Origin of the sequence: Streptomyces sp. NPDC002884 (assembly GCF_040295245.1) — a bacterium.
Taxonomy (GTDB): domain Bacteria; phylum Actinomycetota; class Actinomycetes; order Streptomycetales; family Streptomycetaceae; genus Streptomyces.
In genome coordinates, this window is sequence record NZ_JBEOVB010000003.1 from 400,475 (window position 1) to 421,059 (window position 20,585).

The following is a 20,585-nucleotide window of genomic DNA, read 5'->3' on the forward strand; positions in this document are numbered from 1 at the left end:
ACGGCGGGCAGGTCCCGCCGTACGGCGGCGCCCCGGCGGGCGGCCGGTGCCCCGATCATGGGCCGCACGAGCCGCCGCGCAACCGCGCTCCGCGTGAGGAGAAGCCCATGACGTCCGCACCGCCGCCCTTCGACCCCGAACTCGGCGCCGCCCTGGAACTCATCCGGGAGATGATCCAGCCCGGGCTGGCCCCCGAGGACATCGAAGCCGTCCGCAAGGGGCCGGGGATCGCCCTGCTGGCCGACCTGGACGTGACCCTGGGCGGGGCCTTCGAGGCCGAGGACCGGACCGTGCCGGGGCCCCAGGGCTCCCCCGGGATCTCGCTGCTGATCTGCCGGCCGACCGGGCCGGCTCCGGAGCGCCCGCGTCCGGTCGTCTACCACGTGCACGGCGGCGGCATGGTCCTCGGCAACAACCGGGCCGGTGTGGACGTGGCCCTGGACTGGGCGCGGGAACTGGACATGGTCGTGGTGTCCGTGGAGTACCGGCTGGCGCCCGAGCACCCGCATCCGGCACCCGTCGAGGACGTGTACGCGGGTCTGCTGTGGACGGCGGAACACGCCGCGGAACTGGGCGCCGACCCCGAGCGGATCGTGCTCGCCGGGGCCAGCGCGGGCGGCGGCCTCGGTGCCGCGCTCGCCCTGCTGCTGCGCGACCGTCAAGGGCCGCGGCCGCTCGGCCAGTTGCTGATGTGCCCGATGCTGGACGACCGCAACGACACCCCCTCCAGCCACCAGATGGCGGGCCTGGGCGTCTGGGACCGCACGGCCAACGAGACCGGGTGGACGGCCCTGCTCGGCGAGCGGCGCGGCGGCCCGGACGTCTCCCCGTACGCGGCGCCCGCCCGTGCCGAGGACCTGTCCGGGCTGCCGCCGGCCTTTCTCGACGTGGGCTCCGCCGAGACGTTCCGGGACGAGGTGGTCGCCTACGCCTCCCGGATCTGGCAGGCCGGCGGGATCGCGGAACTGCATGTCTGGCCCGGCGGATTCCACGGCTTCGACGGCTTCGCGCCGCAGGCAGCGCTGTCCAGGTCGGCCCGCTCGGCCCACCTGGACTGGCTGCGCAGACTGCTCGCCGAGTAACGCCTACGGAGGCGCCTCAGCGGCTCCGCAGGCTCGGCGCTCGGCGGCTCGGCGGCTCGGCGGCTCGGCGGCTCGGCGCTCAGGGGCTCCCGGCTCAACGGCTCGGCGCTCAGGGGCTCGCGACGCGGCAGCCCGGCGGCTCAGCGCTCAGCAGCCCGCGCTCAGCCGCTCGCGGCTCAGGGGCTCGCGGCTCAGCAGCCCGGCAGCCCGGCAGCCCGGCGCTCAGCGGCTCAGCGCTCGCCAGGTCGCCTGGTCGGCAGGTCGCCAGGTCAGCAGGTCAGCAGGTCAGCGGCTCGGCGGCGCTCGCACTCCACCGCGCCCGCGTTCGTGTCGATCGTCCCGTCCGCGTGCGGCAGCGGCCGGTGCTCGGTCAGCCGGGCGCTGTGGGCCTCGACGGGGTGGATCCGGACCCACCGGACGTGAGACTGCCCGGCGGGGCGTACGGTCCGGACGGCTTCGCGGCCGGGGTCTGCGGACGTAGAGGCCGGTTCCCGGCCGGAAGCGGCGGCCGCACCCCTCCTCGTCGGCGTTCGCGTGGCGCATGATGGCCGTATGAAAGAGCTGGCCGGGCGCCTGACCGCACTGGACCCGGACGCCGGCGCCGCCGTGCGGGTCATCGCCTACTTCGACCGGCTGGCCGAGTCCCGGGCCGGGGTGGAGGCGCTGGTGCGCGGGGCCGCGGTGCTCGCCGGGGTGCCCGCCCGGCTCGTCGACGCCGACCGGCGGGTGCGGGTCCGGGTGGAGCCCGACGGCACGCGCCGGGACACGGAACTGCCGCCGGACCCGGAGTGGCCGTGCACGGCGCTGACGCCCGACGGCCCTCCCGCGCTGTGGCTGGAACGCGCCGGCGCGACGCCCAGCGTCGTGGACGCCGTGATCCTGGAACGGGCGGCCGGCGCGGCCCGCGTCGTGCTCGACCGCACCCGCGGGCGGGCGCCGCTCGACGATCCCGCCCTGGTCGAGACGCTTCTCGACGCCACGGCCGCCGAACCGGCCCGGCTGCACGCGGCCCGCCGCCTCGGCCTGGGCGCCGCCGCCCCGGCCCGCGCCCTGGCCACGCCCGGCGGCCGGCCCCGGGTGCTGCCCGCGGACGCCCGGGACGCCGTTCCGGCGGGCCGGGTGGGGATCGGGCCCGCCGTGCCGGTGCCGGACCTGCCCCGCTCCTGGGCCGCGGCCCGCACCGCGCTCCGCTTCACCGCGGACGGCACCGCGCAGGACCCGGGCCCCCGTGTCGTGTACGCCGACGAGCTGGGCGGCATCGCCCTGCTGGCCGACCTCCTGGTGCCGGGAGCCGAACCGCCGGCGGACGTCCTCGCGGTCGAGGCGGCCGCCGCGGACGCGCCCTGGCTGCTCACCACCCTGCACGCCGTCACCGCCACCGCGAGTCTGCGGTCGGCGGCGGCCGAGGCGAACGTCCACCACTCCACCCTCCAGGACCGGCTGGCCCACGCCGAGCACCTGCTGGGGTGGCCGGTGCGCACGCCCCAGGGCCGGCTGCGCCTGCACCTCGCGCTGACGATGCGGCGGCTGGCGCGGCCGTAACGGCGCTTCTCCGTAACGACGGGCTTCCGTAACAACGGTCCTCCGTAACGACGGTCCTCGGGGCGGGCGTTCAACCGATCGGTTGAACGGGGATTCCACCGCACGCGCGTCGTCCGCTCCGTCCGGACGACGCGGGCCGGCCGGCGGGCTCGGCAGAATCGACCTCGGCCGTGGCGCCCGGTCCCGCACCCCCCGCAGCGTTCGAAAGAGGTCTCCCCGTCATGCCCAGCTTCCCCAGCAGAAGGCGCCTGCTCACCACCGGTGCCGGTGCCGCCCTCGGCATCGGCGCGCTCGGCGCCGCCTCCGTCCCGGCAGCCGCGTCCCCCGCGCGGGCCGCTTCCCGGCGGGTCTCCGGCGCCGAGGAGACCAGGTCCCTCGACGAGCTGTACCGGGCCGCGCTCGCGGAGGGCGGCAGGCTCGTCGTCTACGCCGGCGGCGACACCCCGACCCAGCAGGACGGCACCAAGGCGGCGTTCCTGCAGCGCTTCCCGGACATCGACCTGAAGCTGATCGTCGACTACAGCAAGTACCACGACGTACGCGTCGACAACCAGCTCGCCACCGGCACCCTCGTGCCCGACGTCGTCCAGCTCCAGACCCTCCAGGACTTCGACCGGTGGAAGGCCCAGGGCCGCCTGCTCCCGTACCGGCCGGCCGGGTTCTCGAAGGTGCACGACGGGTTCAAGGACCCGCAGGGCGCATGGGTCGCGATCGCGGCGATCGGCTTCAGCTTCATGTACGGGCCGGACGCGGCCGGTTCGGCCGCGCCGCGCACCCCGCTGGACCTGGTCGACGCACGGTGGAAGGGGAGGATCGCCTCGTCGTTCCCGCACGACGACGACGCGGTGCTCTTCCTGTACTCGCTGTACGCCGAGCACTACGGCTGGGACTGGGTGGCGAGGTTCGCCGCCCAGGACGTGCGGTTCGCGCGCGGCAGCAACTCCCCCGGCGACGCGGTGCGCGCCGGCACCCACGCGATCGGCGTCGGCGGTTCGGGCGCGCCCCTGTCGACCGGCCCGGTGCGGTTCGTCGTACCGGACAGCGCCCCCTTCATGGCCTGGGGCCAGCGGGCGGCGGTCCTCAAGGCGGCGAAGAACACCACGGCCGCCAAGCTCTACCTCAACTGGCAGCTGTCCACGGCCGTCCAGCAGAACTCCTTCAACGGCTGGTCGGTGCGCACCGACATCACTCCGCCGGCCGGTCTGAAGCCGGTCTGGGAGTACCGCAACGCCAACCTCGACGGCTTCCCCCGTTTCATGTCCGACCGGGCCGGGGTGGAGCGGCTGAAGCAAACGTTCGCGCTGTACTTCGGCGAGGTCCGGGGCGACCCCACACCCGGCTTCCTCGGGCTGCGTCCGGGCGCCTGACGGGACCGGCCGTCCTCACACGGTCCCTACAGGTGCCGGATAGACTCGGGCCCCTTGTTCGAACGGATCATCGTCCAAGGGGATCTGCCGTGTCCGACCGCGCTCCCGTCCACACCCCCGTGAGGGCGGCCCGCGGAAGCCGGCCGACCGCCGACCTCCTCGCCCATCTCACGTTCTTCGTCGTCGTGGGCGCCGGGCTGGTCCGGCTGGTGCAGCTGAGGATCGGTCTGTGCTGGGACATCGTGGGCGTCAGCGGGCTGCTGGCGCTGGTGTACGCGGGCGGACTCGCGGCCGGCGAGCGGCTGGGCCGGACCGGCCGGCACCTGTGGGTCGCGGCGCTGCTGACGCTGTGGACCACGCTGGTCCTCCTCGCGCCCGCCTCGCTCACCGCCGCCTATGTGTGGTGCGCGCTGCCGCTGGCCTGCGCGGCGCTGCGGGTGCTCGGCAGGCGGGCGGCCGGGGCGGCGGTGGCCGCCCTCTCGGTCGTCCTCGCCTGTCAACTCGTCCGCAGCGCGGGGCAGTTCGATCCGGAGCTGGTGCTGATCCCGGTGGCGGCCGTGTGGGGCACCGTCGCCCTCTACCGCGCCCAGCAGCGCGACGCGGCCGAACGGCTGCGGCTGGTCGAGGAGTTGCGGAGCACCCGGGGCGTACTGGCCCGGCAGCAGCGGCAGGCCGGGGTGCTGGCCGAGCGGGCCAGGATCGCCCGGGACCTGCACGACACGCTGGCCCAGGAGCTCTCGGGCGGGGTGATGCTGCTGCAGGCCGCCGACCGCGACTGGGACGCGGCGCCCGAGGTGGCCCGGGCCCGGATGCGGGCGGTCGCCGACGGGCTGCACGCCGATCTCGCCGAGACCCGCAGGATCATCCGCGACCTGACGCCGTCCGCCGTGGACGAGGCCGGTCTGGAAGGTGCGCTGCGGCTGCTGTGCGCGCGGGCGGAGGCGGAGGGCGCGGCCGTCCGGGTGCGTTTCCTCTCGCTGGGTGAGCGCCGGCCGGTCCTGGACGGGCCCGCGGCGGCGGCCCTGTTCCGGGTGGCGCAGAGCACGCTGGCCAATGTCCGCGAGCACGCGCGCGCGGTGAACGTCCTGGTCACGCTGCACGGCTACGCGGACCGGACGGAGCTCGAGGTGCGCGACGACGGCGCGGGGTTCGAGACCGGCCGGACCGGCGTTCCCGCCCGGGCCGCCCGCGGGCTCGGCATCCCGGCCGCCCGGGCGCGGCTGCGGGAGTGCGGCGGGGAACTCGACGTACGCAGTGAGCCGGGGCGCGGTACCTGTGTCCGGGCGACGGTGCCGGCCCTGGCGAAGAGCCGCCCGGCGGCCCGGGTGGCCGCCCGGTGAGCGGTGTGCCGTTGCGGCTGCTGGTGGCGGACGACCACGCCGTCGTACGGGCGGGGCTGCGCGCACTGCTGGAGGGCGAGCCGGATCTCGAGGTGGCCGCCGAGGCGGGGTCCGGGGAGGACGCCGTACGGCTCGCGGCGCGGCTGGCGCCGGACCTGGTGCTGATGGACCTGCGGTTCGGGAGCGGCGGCATCGACGGGATCGAGGCGGTGCGCAGGCTGGCGGCCGAGGCGCCGGGGATCCCGGTGGTGATGCTGACGAGCTACTCGGGCCGGGCCGATGTGGTGCGGGCGCTGGAGGCGGGCGCCCGGGGGTATGTGCTGAAGGCGGGGCCGCCGGAGGAGCTGTTCCGGGCGGTACGGGGTGCCGCGGCCGGTGCGCTCGGGCTGGCGCCGGAGGTGGTGGGCGAGCTGGTCGCCCAGAGCCCGGCTCCCGAGCGGGAGTTGAGCGGGCGGGAGGTGGAGGTGGTACGCCTGCTCGCGGAGGGGCTGAGCAACCGGGCCATCGCCGGGGCTCTGTTCCTGAGCGAGGCGACCGTCAAGACGCACCTGGTGCGGGTCTACCGCAAGCTGGGTGCGGACAACCGGGCGGCGGCGGTGTCCGAGGCGGTGCGCAGGGGGCTGCTGGACCTGGCGTAGTACGCAGGCGGCACGCGGAGGGGGGCGACCTGTCGCGGCCGCCCCCCTCTGTGGTGTCCCGGATGTGGTGTCTCAGACCTTGGCCTGCTGGGGCGCGGCGGCCTGGTCGGTCGCGTCCTCGCCGGCCGCCGCGGCGCGGGCGGCGGGGATGACGGCGGCGATGGCCGCGGAGATCAGGGCGAGTGCGCCGCCGACCAGGAGCGCGGTGCGGAAGCCGTCCTCGGAGGCGAAGGTGTAGCCGCCCGCGGTCGTGGTCATCTGGGAGAGGATCACGCCGATGACGGCGGAGCCGATCGAGGTGCCGAGCGAACGCATGAGGGTGTTGAAGCCGTTGGCGGCGGCGGTCTCGGTGAGCGGGACCGAGCTCATGATCAGGGCGGGCATCGCGCCGTAGGCGAGGCCCACGCCACCGCTGGTGATGAGCGTGACGACCATGACGCCCCAGGCGGAGCCCATCAGGGCCAGGGAGACGAAGTAACCGGCGGCCAGTACCAGGGCGCCGCAGACCAGCGTGAACTTCGGGCCGCGGGCGTTGGTGAGCTTTCCGCCGAGCGGGGAGATCAGCATCATCATCAGGCCGCCGGGCGCCATCCACAGACCGGCCGCGAGCATCGACTGGCCGAGGCCGTAACCGGTGGCCTCCGGGAACTGGAGCAGTTGCGGCATCACCAGCATGCTCGCGTACATGCCGAAGCCGATGAAGACCGAGGCGAGGTTGGTGAGGAGCACCCGGGGACGGGCCGTGGTGCGCAGGTCGATCAGCGGGTCGGTGGTACGCGTCTCCCACACTCCCCAGCCGACGAGCGCCACGACGGCGGCCGCGAACAGACCGAGCGTGGCGCCCGAGGCCCAGCCCCACTCGGCACCCTTGGAGACCGCGAGCAGCAGTGAGACCAGGCCGATGCCGAGACCGATCGCGCCGGGCAGGTCGAAGCGCTGGCCCTTGGCGCCGGCGGGAACGTCCGGGACGAGCATGAAGATCAGGACGGCGACGGCGGCGGCCAGGGCGGCGGAGCCCCAGAACAGCACCCGCCAGTTCGCGTACTGGGCGACGGCGGCGGCCAGCGGCAGGCCGATGGCGCCGCCGATGCCCATGGAGGCGCTGACCAGGGCGATGGAGCCGCTGAGCTTCTCGGCCGGTACGACGTCGCGCAGCAGCGCGATGCCGAGGGGCACCATGCCCATGCCCATGCCCTGGAGTCCGCGGCCCACGATCATCGTCACGACGTCGGAGGCGAACGCGCACACCACCGAGCCCACGATGAGCGGCACGGAACAGGCAAGCAGCATCCTGCGCTTGCCGAGCAGATCGCCGAGGCGGCCGACGACCGGCACGCACACGGCGGCCACCAGCAGGGTGACCGTGATCACCCAGGCCGCGTTCGAGGACGAGGTGTTGAGGATCTGCGGCAGCTCGGCGATGAGCGGGGTGACCAGCGTCTGCATGATCGCCGCGGTGGTGCCGGCGAAGGCCAGCGTGGCGATCACGGCGCCTGGGCGGGCCGTGGGCTGGAGAGCGGGGGCGCCCATGGGGACTCCTCGACTTGGGATGTGCGGTGGAGGATCCGCGCGAAGGATCTGCGCGAGGGATCTGGGTGAAGGATGTGCATCGTACATGTCGTATGTATCAAGCACATGCCGTGGCCTCTGCACAGCGGTGTGCCAGGATGGTGCGGGCGCACGGAAGCAGGAGGTCGGGCACATGGAGACGCCGACGCACGAGGTCGAGTACGAGCAGATGCTGCTGAGCCGCCACACGTTCCTGAACCAGCGGGGCGGCCGCCGCAAGAACAGCCTCTTGGAGCGCAGCGCCTACATCCTGCTGAGCCGGATCCGGGTCCAGGGACCCATGTCGATCGGGGAACTCAGCGAGGCCTTCGGGCTGGACGCCTCCACCCTGAACCGGCAGACGGCGGCGGCGATGCGGGCGGGGCTCATCGAGCGGATCCCCGACCCGGAGGGCGGGATGGCGCGCAAGTTCCGGCTCACCGACGAGGGCACACGGCTGCTGGACTCGGAGCGCGAGGGGATCGTGGACATCCTGGGCCAGGTGATGACCGACTGGCCGGACGAGGACATCGCCGCCTTCGCGGGCTATCTGCGGCGCTTCAACTACGGCATCGAGGCCATCGGCGGCCGCCCCTGGCCACGCCCGTGACGGCGTGGCCGCCGCTCAGGACCGGATGAGTCCGTCGCCCTCGCCTGGCCGGCCCCGGGCCGGGCGCGGCGGTGCTACGACGCGCTCGGCGCCGCGCTCGGGCCCGTGCCGCCCAGCTGCCGGATGGTCCCGCCGAGCATGGGCCGGAACCGCGTCAGCATCTTCGGCTGCGCGCTGACGACCCAGCGCGAACCCACGAGGTACTGGCCCCCGTAGATGCCGGCGGACTCCAGCCAGGTCTCCTTGTACTGCTCCTCGGGGAAGGTGGTGATGAGGTAGTCGGCCTCCTCCGTATGGCAGACGCCCTGGCGCAGCTCGTCCGCGTCGATACGGATCTTGGCCGTGCAGCCGGTCAGGCCTGCGATCACCTCGACCTTCGCCGGTGCCACGACGCCGGCCGCGGGAGCGGCGGTGACCGAGGTCGGCGTGGGAGTGCCCTTCCCGGCGGTGGCCTCGTTCTCGCCGCCGCTGCACGCGGTGGCGAAGGAAAGCATGGCCAGGCTGCCTGCCAGTGCGGCACCGCGCACGAGGCGGGCCGTGGGCTGCTGAAGCACGTACAACTCCGTGGTCGGCGCTCTTCCCGTCACCTCCCGTGGACGCGCCTGCGCACGGGCCCGGGGACGGGCGATCGACCAGGGGTACGGGTGGACACCGGCGCCCGTTCAGCCGCCGGCGGCGGCCGGGACCGGGAAGCGGTGGCGAGGGCGGCCTCACGTCCGGGACCGCCGTGACCCGCGGCCGGCGTCACCGCCCGCCCGGGCCGACGACCTGTCTAAAGTACAGAGAGATCACCCTCTGCGCGGGAGTTCCCATGACCGGTCTCCGTCACAAGCGCCCCACCGACGCTCTCGAAGCCATCGAGCCCCCGGGCAACGCCGAGACGGTCGTCGGTGTGCTGTCGGTGACGGTGCTGGTGGAGCTGCTCGGCGTCCTGTCCGGCTCCGAGGTGTGGCTCCTCGGGCTGCTGGTCTTCCTGCCGGGCACGGCCTCGGCGCTGTGCACCGTCCAGCAGACGAAGTTCGTCGCCGCGTGGACCACCCTGTTCGTCACCCTCACCCTGCTCGTACGGGCCGACGACAACGGCCGGTGGCTCGACCGGGCGCTGCTGGTGCTGCTCACCCTCGCCCTGGGAGCCGCCTCCGTCTACGCCTGCCACCGGCGCATCGCGCGCGAGCACGAGATGCTGCGGCTGCGCTCCACCGCCGCCGCCATGCAGCGGCACATTCTGCACCCCCTGCCCCTGCTCACCGACGACGTGCTGGTCAACGGCGTCTACGAGCCCGTTCAGGAGGACCGGCTCGTCGGCGGTGACATCTACGACGTGGTCGCCTCACCCTTCGGCACACGCGTGCTGATCGGGGACGTGCAGGGCAAGGGGCTGGCCGCGGTGGGCGCCGCGTTCGCCGTCATCGGCGCCTTCCGTGAGGCGGCCCACCGGGAGCCCACGCTCACCGCGCTCGTCGACGCCCTGGACGCCTCGGTCGTCCGGCACAACTCCTACGCCGAACAGACCGGCGACGACGAGCGGTTCGTCACCGCCCTCGTCCTCGGCGTCGACGCGGGCACCGAGGCGCAGGTCGTCAACTGCGGGCACATCCCGCCCCGGCTGGTGCACGACGGCGCCGTCACCACACCGGCGGTGGACACCGGCGTCCCGCTCGGGCTCGCCGAACTGGCCGCCGAACCGACGACGGTCGAGTGGTTCGCCTTCCCGGCCGGTTCCACGCTGGTGCTGACCACCGACGGCCTCACCGAGACCCGCGCCCACGACGGCACGTTCTACCCGGTCGACGAGCGTCTGATGAAACACCTCGACCTCTCCCCCACCGAGCTGCCCCTGGCCCTGCACGAGGACGCCCGCGCGTACGCCGGGGACGACCGCCGGCACGACGACGTCGCCGTGCTGACCGTCCGCCGGTCACCGCGGCACTGAGCGCGCGCCGCCGGCCGGGCGGCCGATCCCGCCCATGGCGCGCGCTCAGCTCGCGCACATGCTCCTCATGGCGAACGGAGAGAGGGTCGGGCCATGTCTGGCGTCCCCGGTACCCGTGCAGGCACGGTTCGCGTGCTGATAGTCGATGACGAGCCCGAGCTCACCGAGCTGCTCTCCGCGGCCGTGACCGAGGCGGGGTGGCGGTCCTTCCCCGCGGCGGACGGGCACAGCGCGCTGCGCATCGCGCGGGACTGCGCCCCGCACGTCGTGGTCCTCGACGGCATGCTGCCGGATCTCGACGGGGTCGAGGTACTGCGCAGGCTGCGCGGTGAGAACGCCCGGCTGCCCGTGCTGATGCTCACCGCACGGGACGCGCTGGAGCACCGGATCGACGGACTGTCGGCCGGCGCGGACGACTATGTGACCAAGCCGTTCTCCCTGGAGGAGGTCGTGCTGCGGCTGCGCGGTCTGCTGCGCAGGGCCGGTACCGGCGAGAGCGCCGACCGGGGTCCCGTGCGGGTGCTGGGCGATCTGGTGCTGGCCGAGAGCACCCGCGAGGTGCGGCGCGGCGGGGCGCCGGTCCCGCTGACCGCCAAGGAGTTCGACCTGCTCCGGTTCCTGATGAGCCATCCGCACCAGGTGCTCAGCAAGGCCCAGATCCTCGACCACGTCTGGAACGCCTCCTTCGACGGCGAGGGGAACCTGGTCGAGGTCTACATCTACGGACTGCGCGCCAAGATCGACAAAGGGCGGGCGCCGATGATCCGTACCGTCCGCGGCGCGGGGTACGCGATCAGAGCCGCGGACGAACGGGCATGACGGTCCTGCCGGGCCGGCGGCGCGGGGCGAGGCCGGCCGGCACCGGTCTTGGCCGGCGCTCCCTGCGTGTGCGCCTCGTGCTCTTCGTCTCCGTGACCCTGGTCGCCGTGTGCGCGGCCATGGCGCTCAGTACCGTGCTCGTCCAACGCGTCTATCTGCTCGGGGACCTGGACCAGCGCGTCACCGACGCCGCCGAGCGCAGCCAGGGCGGCTTGCAGCGCCGGACGGGCGGCGCGACGGATCTGGGGTTCCTCAACGAGCGCGGGCAGCCGGCCGGCACCCTGGCGGCCCGGTTCGCCGACGGGTAGGTCATCGCCGCCGAGGTGGTGACCGAGGACGGCCGTCAGCGGGTCCTCACCGGCGCTCAGCGCGCCGCCCTCAAGGGGATCACCGCGGACGGGTCGCTGCACACCCGCACCGTCCCCGGCCTCGGCACGTACCGGGTGACCGCGCTCGCCGGCGACGGGGTCCCCGTCCTGGCCGGGCTCCCGACGGCCGACGTGCAGCAGGTGATCGACCGTCTGGTCGGCGTCGAGGCGGTGATCGCCGCCCTGGGACTGGCCACCGCGGCCTGCGCCTCCGCCGTCGTCATACGGCGGCAGCTGCGCCCGCTGGGCCGGGTCGCGGCCACCGCCGCCGAGGTCGCCCGGGTGCCGCTGGACCGCGGCGAGGTCGCCGTGCTCGCCCGCGTCGCCACGCGGGACACCGACCCCGGCACCGAGGCCGGCCAGGTCGGCGTCGTGCTCAACCAGCTGATCGACCACGTGGAGTCCTCGCTCGCCGAGCGCCGACGCACCGAGGAACGGATGCGCCGGTTCCTCGCCGACGCCAGCCATGAGCTGCGCACACCGCTCGCCTCGATCGCGGGGTACGCCGAGTACATGAACGGCGGCGACCGGACGATCTCGCCGGAACTGGCCTGGCATCGCGTGTCCGCCCAGTCGGCCCGGATGACCGGCCTGGTGGAGGATCTGCTGCTGCTCGCCCGCCTCGACGAGGGACGGCCGCTCCAGCGGACCGAGGTGAACCTCGCGACGCTGGTCGCGGAGGCCGTCTGGGACGCGCAGGCCGCGGGAGGCGGGCACGACTGGCAGCTCGCGCTGCGCCTCGACGGCCCGGTGACGGTCTTCGCCGACGCCTCCCGGCTCCATCAGGTGGTGGCCAACCTGCTGGCCAACGCCCGAGTGCACACGCCGGCCGGCACCAAGGTCACCGTCGTCGTGGAGACCCTGGAGGCACCGGAGCCCCTGGAGCCCCTGGAGCCCCTGGAGCCCCTGGCAACGCTGGAGGCACTGGAGCCCCTGGAGAGCCGAGGGCCTCAGGGGAGCCGGCGGGGCCAGGAGTCCGCCTCGGTGGCGGGGGCGGGAGAGGGGCCGGGAGAGGGACCGCCGTCGCGGCCCGGCCCCGCCCGGTGTGTGATCCGTGTGCGGGACGACGGTCCGGGCATCCCGCCCGGCCTGCTCCCCTCGATCTTCGAGCGGTTCACCCGGGCCGACGGCTCCCGCTCCCGCACTCCGGGAGCGCAGGGTGGCACGGGCCTGGGCCTGGCCATCGCGGCGGCCCTCACCGAGGCGCACGGCGGCCGGATCGACGTGCGGAGCGAACCGGGGCGAACCGAGTTCTCGGTGACGCTCCCCACGGCCGGCCGCTCCGCCGTCCCGTCTTCCCCACAACTCTGAGGACTTTCACAGAACCGCAGTTCGGACCCTGCGCGGACACCGCTCACGCACCGATCGCGAGGGTCGTCCGGCCGTCGCTTCAGGCCTGCCTCAGCTGGCTCCGCCACAGTGATCACCCGGCGGCCGTTCAGCGGGGACGTGCCCCTGACGAAGGGAATCAGCGACGATGACCGAGCTCGACTCCGGTGAACCGACGGCCCACGAGACACAGTCCGACGCCGGCCGCCGCGCCCACGCGAGCCGCCGCAACTTCATGCGCAAGGTCTTCTTCGCCAGCGGCGCCACGGCCGTCGCGACCATGGGCGGGGCCGGAGCCTGGGCCGCGCTGGCCGACGACGCCACCGCCGACCCGAGCGCGGTGCCGAGCGGCGCGCCCAGCGGGGGTCCGGGCGGCGGCGCGGGCGGTCCCGGCAACCAGTCGATCACCGAGGACTTCTTCGGCCTCACCACCGACGGCAAGCGGATCGACGACCTGTTCACGATCCACTCCACGGGCGTGAAGACCGCCCCGGTGATCGCCGCCGCGAACGCCTTCCTGGCCGGGCTCAGCGACACCCAGAAAGCCTCCACGCAGTTCACGGTCCACTCCACCGAGTGGCGGCTGTGGAGCAACATCGACTCCTACGCCCGCCAGGGCGTGTCCCTCGCCGACCTGAGTGACGCGCAGAAGGCTCTGGGCACCGCCCTGTTGAAGTCGGCGCTCAGCGCCGACGGCCTGGAGACCACCGAGAAGATCCGGAAGATCAACCAGGCAGCCGGCGAGGCCATCGGCAACACCGGCTCCTTCAACGAGGACGCCTACTACTGGACCGTGATGGGCACCCCGTCGGCGACCGAGCCCTGGGGCTTCCAGTTCGACGGCCACCATCTGGTGATCAACTACTTCGTCCTCGGCGACCAGGTCGTGATGAGCCCCTGCTTCTGGGGCTCGGAGCCGACCTCGATGGAGATCGACGGCGAGACGGTGACCGTCTGCCACGAGGAGGTGGTGGCCGGCCTCGCGTTCATCAACTCCCTCAGCGCGGCGCAGCAGGCGGTCGCCGTCGAGTCGTCCACCAAGTCCAACGAGTCGATGAAGGCGGGCGCGTTCTCCGACAACGCGGTCCAGGCGTACACCGGCATCCGCGGCAACGCCCTGACGGCCGCCCAGAAGACCAAGCTCCTCGGCATCGTGCAGGCCTTCACCGGGCGCGCCAAGGCCGACGTGGCGAAGGTGGCGCTGGCCGAGGTCCGCAAGCACCTCGACGACACCTACGTCACCTGGGCCGGCGGCACCGGCGACGACGACGCGTTCTACGTCCGCGTCCACAGCCCCGTCGTCTGGATCGAGGTCGACTGCCAGGCTCCGGGCCCGCTCGCGGGCGCGTACGGCGCCACCCAGGGCAGCGGCGCCACGCAGAAGCACGTCCACTCCGTCGTCCGTACCCCCAACGGCAACGACTACGGCAGGGAACTCCTCAGGCAGCACTACCTGACGTCACCGCACCACCGCTGAGGACGGACCGCACGACCACCGGGCCGGGGCCCCGTCATCCCCGGCCCGGTACCCGTGCGTCCAGGGTGTGCGGGCGGGCTCAGGCCCAGGCGGTGGCCGCCACGAACGAGCTGTCCTGGCGGAACAGGTCCGTGCCGTCCGGCTGTTCCACCCGGAGCTGGTAGTTGTAGTGACGCAGGTAGTAGCCGGGGTAGTTGTACGACTCGAAGCGGACCGAACCACTGGCCGAGCCCGTCCGGGCGATGAAGGTGGCGTCCTTCGCGAAGGACGAGGTGCCGTCGTTGGCGTCGAAGCGGCCGCGGAAGGAGTAGTGGCGCAGGTAGTTGCCGGCCGCGTCCCGGAAGGAGTACGCGTTCGCGTCGGCGAGGCCGGCCACGACGGTGAAGGTGGACGCCTGCTTCTCGGCGGTGGTGCTCGAACCGGTCACCACGGGCAGGTTGAGCAGGGCGGACTGCTCCTGCCAGTACCGGGTCGTGTAGTTGGCCGACTGGAGGGAGCGGGTGGCGTTCTTCGTGAGGGTGGGGCCACCGGTCACCGTCTCCTTGATGACCGTGAAGTGGCGCGCCGTGCCGGAGATGCCGGGCAGCGCCTTGGGCGCGCTCCAGGTGGCGAAGGAGTCGTAGCTGTCGCTGTAGTAGTAATAGCCGTCGCCGTAGCCGTCGAAGAAGATCCGCCAGGCGCCGTTGTCGAGCTGGATGACGGACGGGCCCTCGCGGTAGCTGCCCCAGCCCGCCCAGTCGCCGGTCCTGGTGATCGTGTAGGGGCCGGCCAGGCTCGACGCCGTGCCGTACTCGATGTACTTCGCCGTCTCGTTCTTGGTGAACGCGTGGTAGGTCGAGCCGACCTTCACGATGTACGTGTCGATGTGGTTGGACCCGATGCCGGACAGCGCCACCGGGGAACTCCAGGCGGTGAGGCCCGAGTTGGTGGCCTTCAGCAGATACGGGGTGAAGATCCACTCGTCGCTGGTCACCGAGCAGGACACGATGATGTTGACGCTGCCGTCGCTGTCGACGAACCACTCCGGCGCCCAGGCGCGGGAGAGACCGGTGATCGGGACCGTGTAGTCGTACAGGAACGTCCAGTTGACCCGGTCGGAGCTGCGGGCGAATCCGATGGTGGTGCTGGCGTCCTGCCAGGTGTGAGTCGTGTAGGTGACGTAGTAGTAGCCGTTGGTGTGCTTGAAGATGCTCGCGTCGCGGATGCGGTTGCTCGGCGGGGTGTAGGCGGAGGACTGCACCAGGCGGAAGTCGGTGGCGTCGTCGGACTGGTAGACGTTCACCGTTCCGTCGTTGCTGTTGAGGAACGGCACGATCGTGTAGCGGGTGGCCGATCCGGCGGCCGGCGCGGCGGCCAGGGCCGTGCCGAGCAGGCCGGGCGCCTCGCCGAGCACGAGTGCCGTGGCGGGCAGGACGGCCATCGCGCGCAGCAGGGCACGGCGGGACGGGGCGGGGGGACGGGTCGTCATGGCGGCTCTCCTACGGCTCTGGGTTCGAAATTCCGAACATGGTTCGGAAAGTCGATCAGAAGGTAGGGGCGGGGCAGGAACACGTCAATCCTTTGCGCAGGAACGGACGATGCCTGTGGGACGGCTGTGGCGGGGCACGGGACCGCCCTTGTGGCGGAGGGGCAATACCCCGCCCTCCGCGCGCCGTTCCACCACTCGGCCGCCAGACGTTACCGTGCGGTAGACATCGTCGTCCCGGAGGTGCCCGCATGACGCCCGACCGTGCCGCAGGCCTGACGGCCACCGCCCGCGCGCTGGCCGAGGGCGAGGTGTCCTCCCGCACGCTCGTCGAGGGGACCCTCGCCCGGATCGAGGCGAGCCAGGGCACCCTCAACGCCTTCCGGATCGTCCGGGCCGAGGCGGCGCTCGCCGAAGCCGACGCCGCCGACCGGAGGTTGGCCGCCGGCGACGGACGGCCCCTGCTCGGAGTCCCCGTCGCCGTGAAGGACGACATGGACGTGGCGGGCGAACCGACCGCCTTCGGCTGCCAGGGCGTGCACCCCACGGTCGCCGAGGACGGCGAGGCGGTGCGGCGGCTGCGCGCGGCCGGGGCCGTGATCGTCGGCAAGACCAACACCTGCGAGCTGGGCCAGTGGCCGTTCACCGAGGGACCGGCCTTCGGCGCGACCCGCAACCCGTGGAACACCGAGCACACCCCGGGCGGCTCCTCCGGCGGTTCGGCGGCCGCGGTCGCCGCGGGTCTGGTGCCGGCCGCGCTCGGCTCGGACGGGGCCGGCTCCGTCCGCATCCCCGCCTCCTGGACGCACCTGGTCGGCATCAAGCCGCAGCGCGGCCGCGTCTCGACCTGGCCGCGCGGCGAGTCCTTCCACGGCATCACGGTCAACGGCACGCTGGCCCGCACGGTCGCCGACGCGGCGCTGCTGCTCGACGCGGCGAGCGGCAACCACGCGCACGACCCGCACCGGCCGCCCGCCGTCGACGCCTCGGCCGCGGTGGGCCGCGACCCCGGCCGGCTGCGGATCGCGCTGTCGCTGAAGCCGCCGTTCACCGCCGTGCCCGCCAAGCTGCGACCCGAGGTGCGCGCCCGCGTCCTCGCACTCGCCGAGACGCTGGCGGGCCTGGGGCACACCGTCGAGGAGGCCGACCCGCCGTACGGGCAGATCGGCCTCGCCTTCGTGCCCCGGGCGACCGCGGGCATCGCCGAGCGGGTCGCCGAGGCCCCGTTCCCCGCACTCCTCGACCGGCGCACCCAGGGCGCCGCCCGGCTGGGCCGGCTGCTGGGCGGGGTCCCGCTGCGGGCGGCCCGGCGCGCGGAGGCCGTCCTGCACCGCCGGATCGGCGGCTTCTTCGAGACGTACGACGTGATCCTCGCGCCGACGACGGCCGCTCCCCCGCCCCGCATCGGGGCCATGCTGCAGCTGAGCGGATTCGCCACCGACCGCGCGATGATCGCCGCCTGCCCCTACGCCTGGCCCTGGAACGTGCTGGGCTGGCCCGGCGTCAACGTCCCCGCGGGCTTCGCGCCCGGCGGGCTGCCGGTCGGGGCGCAGCTGCTCGGCCCGGCGAACAGCGAGCCGCTGCTGATCTCGCTCGCCGCCCGCCTCGAGGCGGAGCTGCGCTGGCACGAGATGTGGCCGCCGGAGCCGGTCACCGTGGAAAGCCCTGCGGTGGAAGGGCGTTCCGCCCCTACTCTGTGACCATGGACGATACGTCGATGGTCGGGCTCATGGGGCGGGTCACCGGAACGGTAGGGCCCGGGCTCGTCGGCGAGGTGATCGTCCGCGTGCGCGGGGGCGCCGAGCACTTCCTCGCCTACGCCGCCACCGGCACGGAACGCATCGAGCGCGGGACGATGGTGACGGTGGTGGAGTACCTCGCGCCGCGGACGGTCTATGTCTCGGCGATGTACGGTGGTTGACGCGGCACGTGCCCGTCGTGTGCCGTATGTACCAAGCGGGCAACAGCGGTTCGGCCCCGTCTGTACACGGCTCTCGCGCGGGCCCACACTCCCGTTACGTTCGGTGCCCGAGGGCACCCTGCACCGGGGGAGTGCATGCCCATGGAAGTCGGTCTCATCATCGGGGCGGCAGTCGGCGCCGTCCTCGTCCTGATCGGTGCGTTCAAGTTGATGTGGCGGGTCGCGGAACCCAACGAGGCGCTCATCATCTCCGGTTCGAAGCACAAGCTGGAAGGCCTCGAGGAGGGGATGGGGTTCCGCATCGTCACCGGGCGGGGCACGCTCGTGACGCCCGGGATGCAGGCCGTGCGCAAGCTCTCGCTCGACCTGAACCAGACGGAACTGCACGTGGACTGCGTGACCCACCAGGGCATCCCGCTGAAGGTGCGGGGCGTGGTCATCTTCAAGGTGGGCGACGACTTCGTGTCGATCGCCAACGCGGCCCGCCGCTTCCTCGACCAGCAGAAGCTGATGGCGGAGCGCGTGCACACCGTGTTCGCCGGTCATCTGCGGGCCATCGTGGGCGGCCTGACGGTCGAGGACATGATCCGCGACCGGGAGAAGCTGACCGGGCAGGCCCGTGCGGCGTGCGGCACGGAGATGGAGAAGCTGGGCCTGATCGTGGACTCGCTGCAGATCCACGAGATCGAGGACCCGACGGGGTACATCAAGAACCTGTCCGCCCCGCATCTGGCGGCCGTGCGGCGGGACGCGCGCATCGCGCAGGCCGAGGCGGACCGGCTCGCCACCGAGGCCGAGCAGCTGGCGTTCGGCCGGATGGCGGAGGCCACCCGGGACAGCGAGATCCTCAAGGCCGGGTACCAGGCCGAACAGGACAAGGCCAACGCCAAGGCGCGGCAGGCCGGGCCGCTCGCCGACGCCGCGGCCCGCCAGGAGGTGGTGGTCCAGGAGACACGGGTCGCCGAACTGGAGGCGCAGCGGCGCGAGCAGCAGCTCCAGGCCGACGTCCGCAAGCCTGCCGACGCCAAGGCGTACGAGAAGCGGACGCTGGCCGAGGCCGAGCGCGACGCCCGGATCTCGGCGGCCGAGGCCAAGGCGACGGAGACCCGCTCCACGGGTGAGGCGGAGGCCGCCGCCACGCAGGCGAAGGGTCTCGCGAAGGCCCAGGCGAACCGGGCCCAGGGCCTCGCCGAGGCCGACGCCATCAAGGCGCGGGCCGCGGCTCTCGCCGAGAACCAGGAGGCCGTCGTCGCCCAGCAACTCGCGGAGAAGTGGCCGGAGATCGTCCAGGCGGGCGCGTCCGCGTTCGGCAACGTCGACAACATGGTGGTGCTCAACGGCGCGGACGGCGTGGCCGACATGTTGGCCAAGGCGCTCACCATGGGCGGGACGGGGCTGGGGCTGGCCCGTCAGCTGCTCTCCTCGATGAACCAGAACGGGCAGGCGGCGAACGGGACTTCACCTCTCAACGGGGTGGCGAACCCGCCGTCGCAGCATGTGCAGGTCGAGGAGAAGTGACCCGCTGACGACGCGGTCACGGGGGCACCGTTTAAGGTGCCCCCGTGACCGCGTTTACCGATGAAGACGTCCCGGGCCGCGCCGGCCCCACCGCCACCACCGAGGCCGACCCGCGCGAGGTCGGCCGGGTGCGCACCGAGTACTCGCCCGCGCACGACGGCGACCCGGACCCGGGTGAGATCGTGTGGACCTGGGTGCCGTTCGAGGAGAACGACGGCCGGGGCAAGGACCGCCCGGTGCTCGTCGTCGCCCGGGAGGCGGGCGGGACCTTCCTCGCCGTACAGCTGTCGAGCAAGCGGCACGACGGCGACCGCGAGTGGGTGCCGATCGGCAGCGGGCCCTGGGACCGCTCCGGACGGGACTCCTGGGTGGACGTCGACCGTGTCCTGCGGCTGCACGAGGACGGCATGCGCCGTGAGGCCTGCGCGCTGGACCGGATGCGGTTCAACCTGGTCCGGCACCGACTGCACGAGCGCTACGGCTGGACCTGAGGGGCCTCACGGTCGAACGCCCGCTCGAAAGCGGCCAGCACCACGCCCCTCGGCGTCCGGTCCAGCACCCCGAACACCACGTGCTCGAACGCCCGCTCGAACCGTCCGCCGGGGCCGAGGAGCGCCCGGAACGCCCCCGCCACCTGCGCGGGGTCGTTGCGGAACACCCCGCAGCCCCACGCGCCCAGCACCAGGCGCCGGTAGCCGTGCGCGGCGGCCGTCTCCAGGACCCGCTCGGCGCGTACGGCCAGCGCGCCCGGCAACTCGGACGCGCGCTCCGGGACCGTCCGCAGGACCACGCCCGCGTTCGGCGCGGCGGCCGTCAGGAAGCCGACGGCGCAGGGCTCGTCGAGCAGACGGCCCCGGTCGTCGCGGAAGACGGGCACGCCCGGCGAGTGGATGACGCGGTCCGTGTAGAACGGGTCGCGGTGGGCGCGGTGATGGTCGTAGAACTCCCGCGCCTCGAGCAGGCACGTGTACAGCGCGGAGGCCCGGCACAGGGCCTCCTCCTGCGCCTGGGCCCCGTTGAGGTAGCCGCCGCCGGGATTGCGGGCGGAGGCGAAGTTCAGCACGGCGACCGGCCCGGCGCCGGCGAGCCGGCGGGCCGCCTCCAGACTGCTCTCGCCCGTGACCTCGGTCAACGTGTCACCCGAGGCGGGCGCCGGAGCGTCCACGGCCGGTCCGACCGAGGCCGCGACCGGCCCCGGTCCCGCCATCCGCGTCCCTGCCCGGGCGGTCTCGATCGCCCGGGAGAGCGACACCTCGCGGCCGTCGGACGCGCGGTAGCGCCCCGCCGCGACGATCTCCTCGGTCTCCCGCGCGATGCCGCGCAGCCGCGCGCTCATGGCGCCACCCCCGTGGACTCCATGGCCGCGTGCCGCGCGTGCCGCCGCGCCCCGCCCGTCTCCCCCGTCGTGCTCATACACGCATCGTGAGCGATCCTGGACATGGCGTGCAACAGGGTTTCCCGGGCCGGGGAACAGAGCACGGACCGGTCGGGAACGCCTGGAAAACAGGTCGAACTCGGTCCGGAATGTACAGTTGTGTACCCTTGTGCGGATCCGTTCGAGGGTTTTGGGTGGGACGAGTGATGCCTGTCCGGCCGCACCGAGGCCGGACCGGTGGCATGGTGGAATC

19 protein-coding genes are annotated in these 20,585 nt (G+C 73.4%); 15 read left to right on the plus strand and 4 right to left on the minus strand.

Going from position 1 to position 20,585, the window contains the following annotated elements; all coding sequences use genetic code 11:
* Window positions 1-107: 107 nt before the first annotated feature.
* From ABT070_RS09165 to ABT070_RS09185, 5 genes are all read left to right on the plus strand, one after another.
* A complete protein-coding gene (locus ABT070_RS09165) occupies window positions 108-1,082 on the plus strand; it encodes an alpha/beta hydrolase (protein WP_351756875.1) in 975 nt (324 codons plus the stop codon).
* Between the two features lie 552 nt (window positions 1,083-1,634).
* Complete coding sequence (locus ABT070_RS09170) at window positions 1,635-2,624, plus strand: helix-turn-helix domain-containing protein (protein ID WP_351756878.1); 990 nt, start codon at window positions 1,635-1,637, stop codon at window positions 2,622-2,624.
* Between the two features lie 221 nt (window positions 2,625-2,845).
* Window positions 2,846-3,991, plus strand: coding sequence for an ABC transporter substrate-binding protein (locus ABT070_RS09175; RefSeq protein WP_351756881.1), 1,146 nt, complete (start codon window positions 2,846-2,848; stop codon window positions 3,989-3,991).
* A gap of 89 nt (window positions 3,992-4,080) precedes the next feature.
* Window positions 4,081-5,331, plus strand: a complete 1,251-nt coding sequence (locus ABT070_RS09180) for a sensor histidine kinase (protein ID WP_351756884.1) — start codon at window positions 4,081-4,083, stop codon at window positions 5,329-5,331.
* Window positions 5,328-5,969 (plus strand): response regulator transcription factor, encoded by a 642-nt coding sequence (locus ABT070_RS09185; RefSeq protein WP_351756886.1) that lies wholly within the window; start codon window positions 5,328-5,330, stop codon window positions 5,967-5,969. The genes ABT070_RS09180 and ABT070_RS09185 overlap by 4 nt, the downstream gene beginning before the upstream one ends.
* 72 nt (window positions 5,970-6,041) lie before the next feature.
* On the opposite strand, the gene ABT070_RS09190 is transcribed toward ABT070_RS09185, so the two are convergent.
* Window positions 6,042-7,499 (minus strand): MFS transporter, encoded by a 1,458-nt coding sequence (locus ABT070_RS09190; RefSeq protein ID WP_351756889.1) that lies wholly within the window; start codon window positions 7,497-7,499, stop codon window positions 6,042-6,044.
* A 172-nt stretch (window positions 7,500-7,671) separates the two neighbouring features.
* Here ABT070_RS09190 and ABT070_RS09195 point away from each other — a divergent pair, with 172 nt between their 5' ends.
* The gene (locus tag ABT070_RS09195) at window positions 7,672-8,127 is read left to right on the plus strand and encodes a MarR family winged helix-turn-helix transcriptional regulator (protein ID WP_351756892.1); all 456 of its coding nucleotides are present in this window, start codon (window positions 7,672-7,674) and stop codon (window positions 8,125-8,127) included.
* Between the two features lie 74 nt (window positions 8,128-8,201).
* Here the strand turns inward: ABT070_RS09195 and ABT070_RS09200 are convergent, their stop codons facing one another.
* Window positions 8,202-8,621: a hypothetical protein gene (locus ABT070_RS09200; RefSeq protein WP_351757361.1), complete on the minus strand. Its 420-nt coding sequence runs from the start codon at window positions 8,619-8,621 to the stop codon at window positions 8,202-8,204.
* Between the two features lie 317 nt (window positions 8,622-8,938).
* Between ABT070_RS09200 and ABT070_RS09205 the strand changes: the two genes are divergently transcribed.
* The 5 genes from ABT070_RS09205 (at window position 8,939) to ABT070_RS09225 (ending at window position 14,053) form a co-directional block, all read left to right on the plus strand.
* On the plus strand, window positions 8,939-10,060 hold the full coding sequence (locus ABT070_RS09205; RefSeq protein WP_351756895.1) for a PP2C family protein-serine/threonine phosphatase: 1,122 nt from the start codon (window positions 8,939-8,941) through the stop codon (window positions 10,058-10,060).
* A 93-nt stretch (window positions 10,061-10,153) separates the two neighbouring features.
* Window positions 10,154-10,879 (plus strand): response regulator transcription factor, encoded by a 726-nt coding sequence (locus ABT070_RS09210; protein ID WP_351756897.1) that lies wholly within the window; start codon window positions 10,154-10,156, stop codon window positions 10,877-10,879.
* Entirely contained in the window at window positions 10,876-11,187 is a 312-nt protein-coding gene (locus ABT070_RS09215) for a hypothetical protein (RefSeq protein WP_351756900.1), read from the plus strand. The genes ABT070_RS09210 and ABT070_RS09215 overlap by 4 nt, the downstream gene beginning before the upstream one ends.
* Window positions 11,188-11,202: 15 nt before the next feature.
* Complete coding sequence (locus tag ABT070_RS09220; protein ID WP_351756902.1) at window positions 11,203-12,558, plus strand: sensor histidine kinase; 1,356 nt, start codon at window positions 11,203-11,205, stop codon at window positions 12,556-12,558.
* A 166-nt stretch (window positions 12,559-12,724) separates the two neighbouring features.
* The gene (locus ABT070_RS09225) at window positions 12,725-14,053 is read left to right on the plus strand and encodes a DUF3500 domain-containing protein (RefSeq protein ID WP_351756905.1); all 1,329 of its coding nucleotides are present in this window, start codon (window positions 12,725-12,727) and stop codon (window positions 14,051-14,053) included.
* 79 nt (window positions 14,054-14,132) lie between these two features.
* On the opposite strand, the gene ABT070_RS09230 is transcribed toward ABT070_RS09225, so the two are convergent.
* Window positions 14,133-15,521 carry an AbfB domain-containing protein gene (locus ABT070_RS09230; protein ID WP_351756908.1) on the minus strand — a complete coding sequence of 463 codons (1,389 nt, stop codon included), beginning with the start codon at window positions 15,519-15,521 and terminating at the stop codon, window positions 14,133-14,135.
* Window positions 15,522-15,769: 248 nt separating this feature from the next.
* Between ABT070_RS09230 and ABT070_RS09235 the strand changes: the two genes are divergently transcribed.
* The 4 genes from ABT070_RS09235 (at window position 15,770) to ABT070_RS09250 (ending at window position 19,448) form a co-directional block, all read left to right on the plus strand.
* Window positions 15,770-17,218, plus strand: coding sequence for an amidase (locus ABT070_RS09235; protein ID WP_351756911.1), 1,449 nt, complete (start codon window positions 15,770-15,772; stop codon window positions 17,216-17,218).
* 2 nt (window positions 17,219-17,220) lie between these two features.
* A complete protein-coding gene (locus ABT070_RS09240; RefSeq protein ID WP_351756914.1) occupies window positions 17,221-17,439 on the plus strand; it encodes an NfeD C-terminal domain-containing protein in 219 nt (72 codons plus the stop codon).
* Between the two features lie 135 nt (window positions 17,440-17,574).
* Entirely contained in the window at window positions 17,575-18,957 is a 1,383-nt protein-coding gene (locus ABT070_RS09245) for a flotillin family protein (protein WP_351756916.1), read from the plus strand.
* A 44-nt stretch (window positions 18,958-19,001) separates the two neighbouring features.
* Window positions 19,002-19,448 carry a type II toxin-antitoxin system PemK/MazF family toxin gene (locus tag ABT070_RS09250; RefSeq protein ID WP_351756918.1) on the plus strand — a complete coding sequence of 149 codons (447 nt, stop codon included), beginning with the start codon at window positions 19,002-19,004 and terminating at the stop codon, window positions 19,446-19,448.
* Here ABT070_RS09250 and ABT070_RS09255 read toward each other — a convergent pair.
* Window positions 19,433-20,293, minus strand: a complete 861-nt coding sequence (locus tag ABT070_RS09255; RefSeq protein ID WP_351756921.1) for a TIGR02452 family protein — start codon at window positions 20,291-20,293, stop codon at window positions 19,433-19,435. The genes ABT070_RS09250 and ABT070_RS09255 overlap by 16 nt on opposite strands.
* Window positions 20,294-20,585: the final 292 nt, after the last annotated feature.

Excerpts from the sequence above, each read along its gene's own strand:
- ABT070_RS09165 (WP_351756875.1), top strand. The coding sequence starts at position 108 with ATGACGTCCGCACCGCCGCCCTTCGACCCCGAACTCGGCGCCGCCCTG.
- ABT070_RS09170 (WP_351756878.1), top strand. The coding sequence starts at position 1,635 with ATGAAAGAGCTGGCCGGGCGCCTGACCGCACTGGACCCGGACGCCGGC.
- ABT070_RS09175 (WP_351756881.1), top strand. The coding sequence starts at position 2,846 with ATGCCCAGCTTCCCCAGCAGAAGGCGCCTGCTCACCACCGGTGCCGGT.
- ABT070_RS09190 (WP_351756889.1), bottom strand. The coding sequence starts at position 7,499 with ATGGGCGCCCCCGCTCTCCAGCCCACGGCCCGCCCAGGCGCCGTGATC.
- ABT070_RS09195 (WP_351756892.1), top strand. The coding sequence starts at position 7,672 with ATGGAGACGCCGACGCACGAGGTCGAGTACGAGCAGATGCTGCTGAGC.
- ABT070_RS09200 (WP_351757361.1), bottom strand. The coding sequence starts at position 8,621 with ATGCTTTCCTTCGCCACCGCGTGCAGCGGCGGCGAGAACGAGGCCACC.
- ABT070_RS09205 (WP_351756895.1), top strand. The coding sequence starts at position 8,939 with ATGACCGGTCTCCGTCACAAGCGCCCCACCGACGCTCTCGAAGCCATC.
- ABT070_RS09210 (WP_351756897.1), top strand. The coding sequence starts at position 10,154 with ATGTCTGGCGTCCCCGGTACCCGTGCAGGCACGGTTCGCGTGCTGATA.
- ABT070_RS09215 (WP_351756900.1), top strand. The coding sequence starts at position 10,876 with ATGACGGTCCTGCCGGGCCGGCGGCGCGGGGCGAGGCCGGCCGGCACC.
- ABT070_RS09225 (WP_351756905.1), top strand. The coding sequence starts at position 12,725 with ATGACCGAGCTCGACTCCGGTGAACCGACGGCCCACGAGACACAGTCC.
- ABT070_RS09230 (WP_351756908.1), bottom strand. The coding sequence starts at position 15,521 with ATGACGACCCGTCCCCCCGCCCCGTCCCGCCGTGCCCTGCTGCGCGCG.
- ABT070_RS09235 (WP_351756911.1), top strand. The coding sequence starts at position 15,770 with ATGACGCCCGACCGTGCCGCAGGCCTGACGGCCACCGCCCGCGCGCTG.
- ABT070_RS09240 (WP_351756914.1), top strand. The coding sequence starts at position 17,221 with ATGGACGATACGTCGATGGTCGGGCTCATGGGGCGGGTCACCGGAACG.
- ABT070_RS09245 (WP_351756916.1), top strand. The coding sequence starts at position 17,575 with ATGCCCATGGAAGTCGGTCTCATCATCGGGGCGGCAGTCGGCGCCGTC.
- ABT070_RS09255 (WP_351756921.1), bottom strand. The coding sequence starts at position 20,293 with ATGAGCGCGCGGCTGCGCGGCATCGCGCGGGAGACCGAGGAGATCGTC.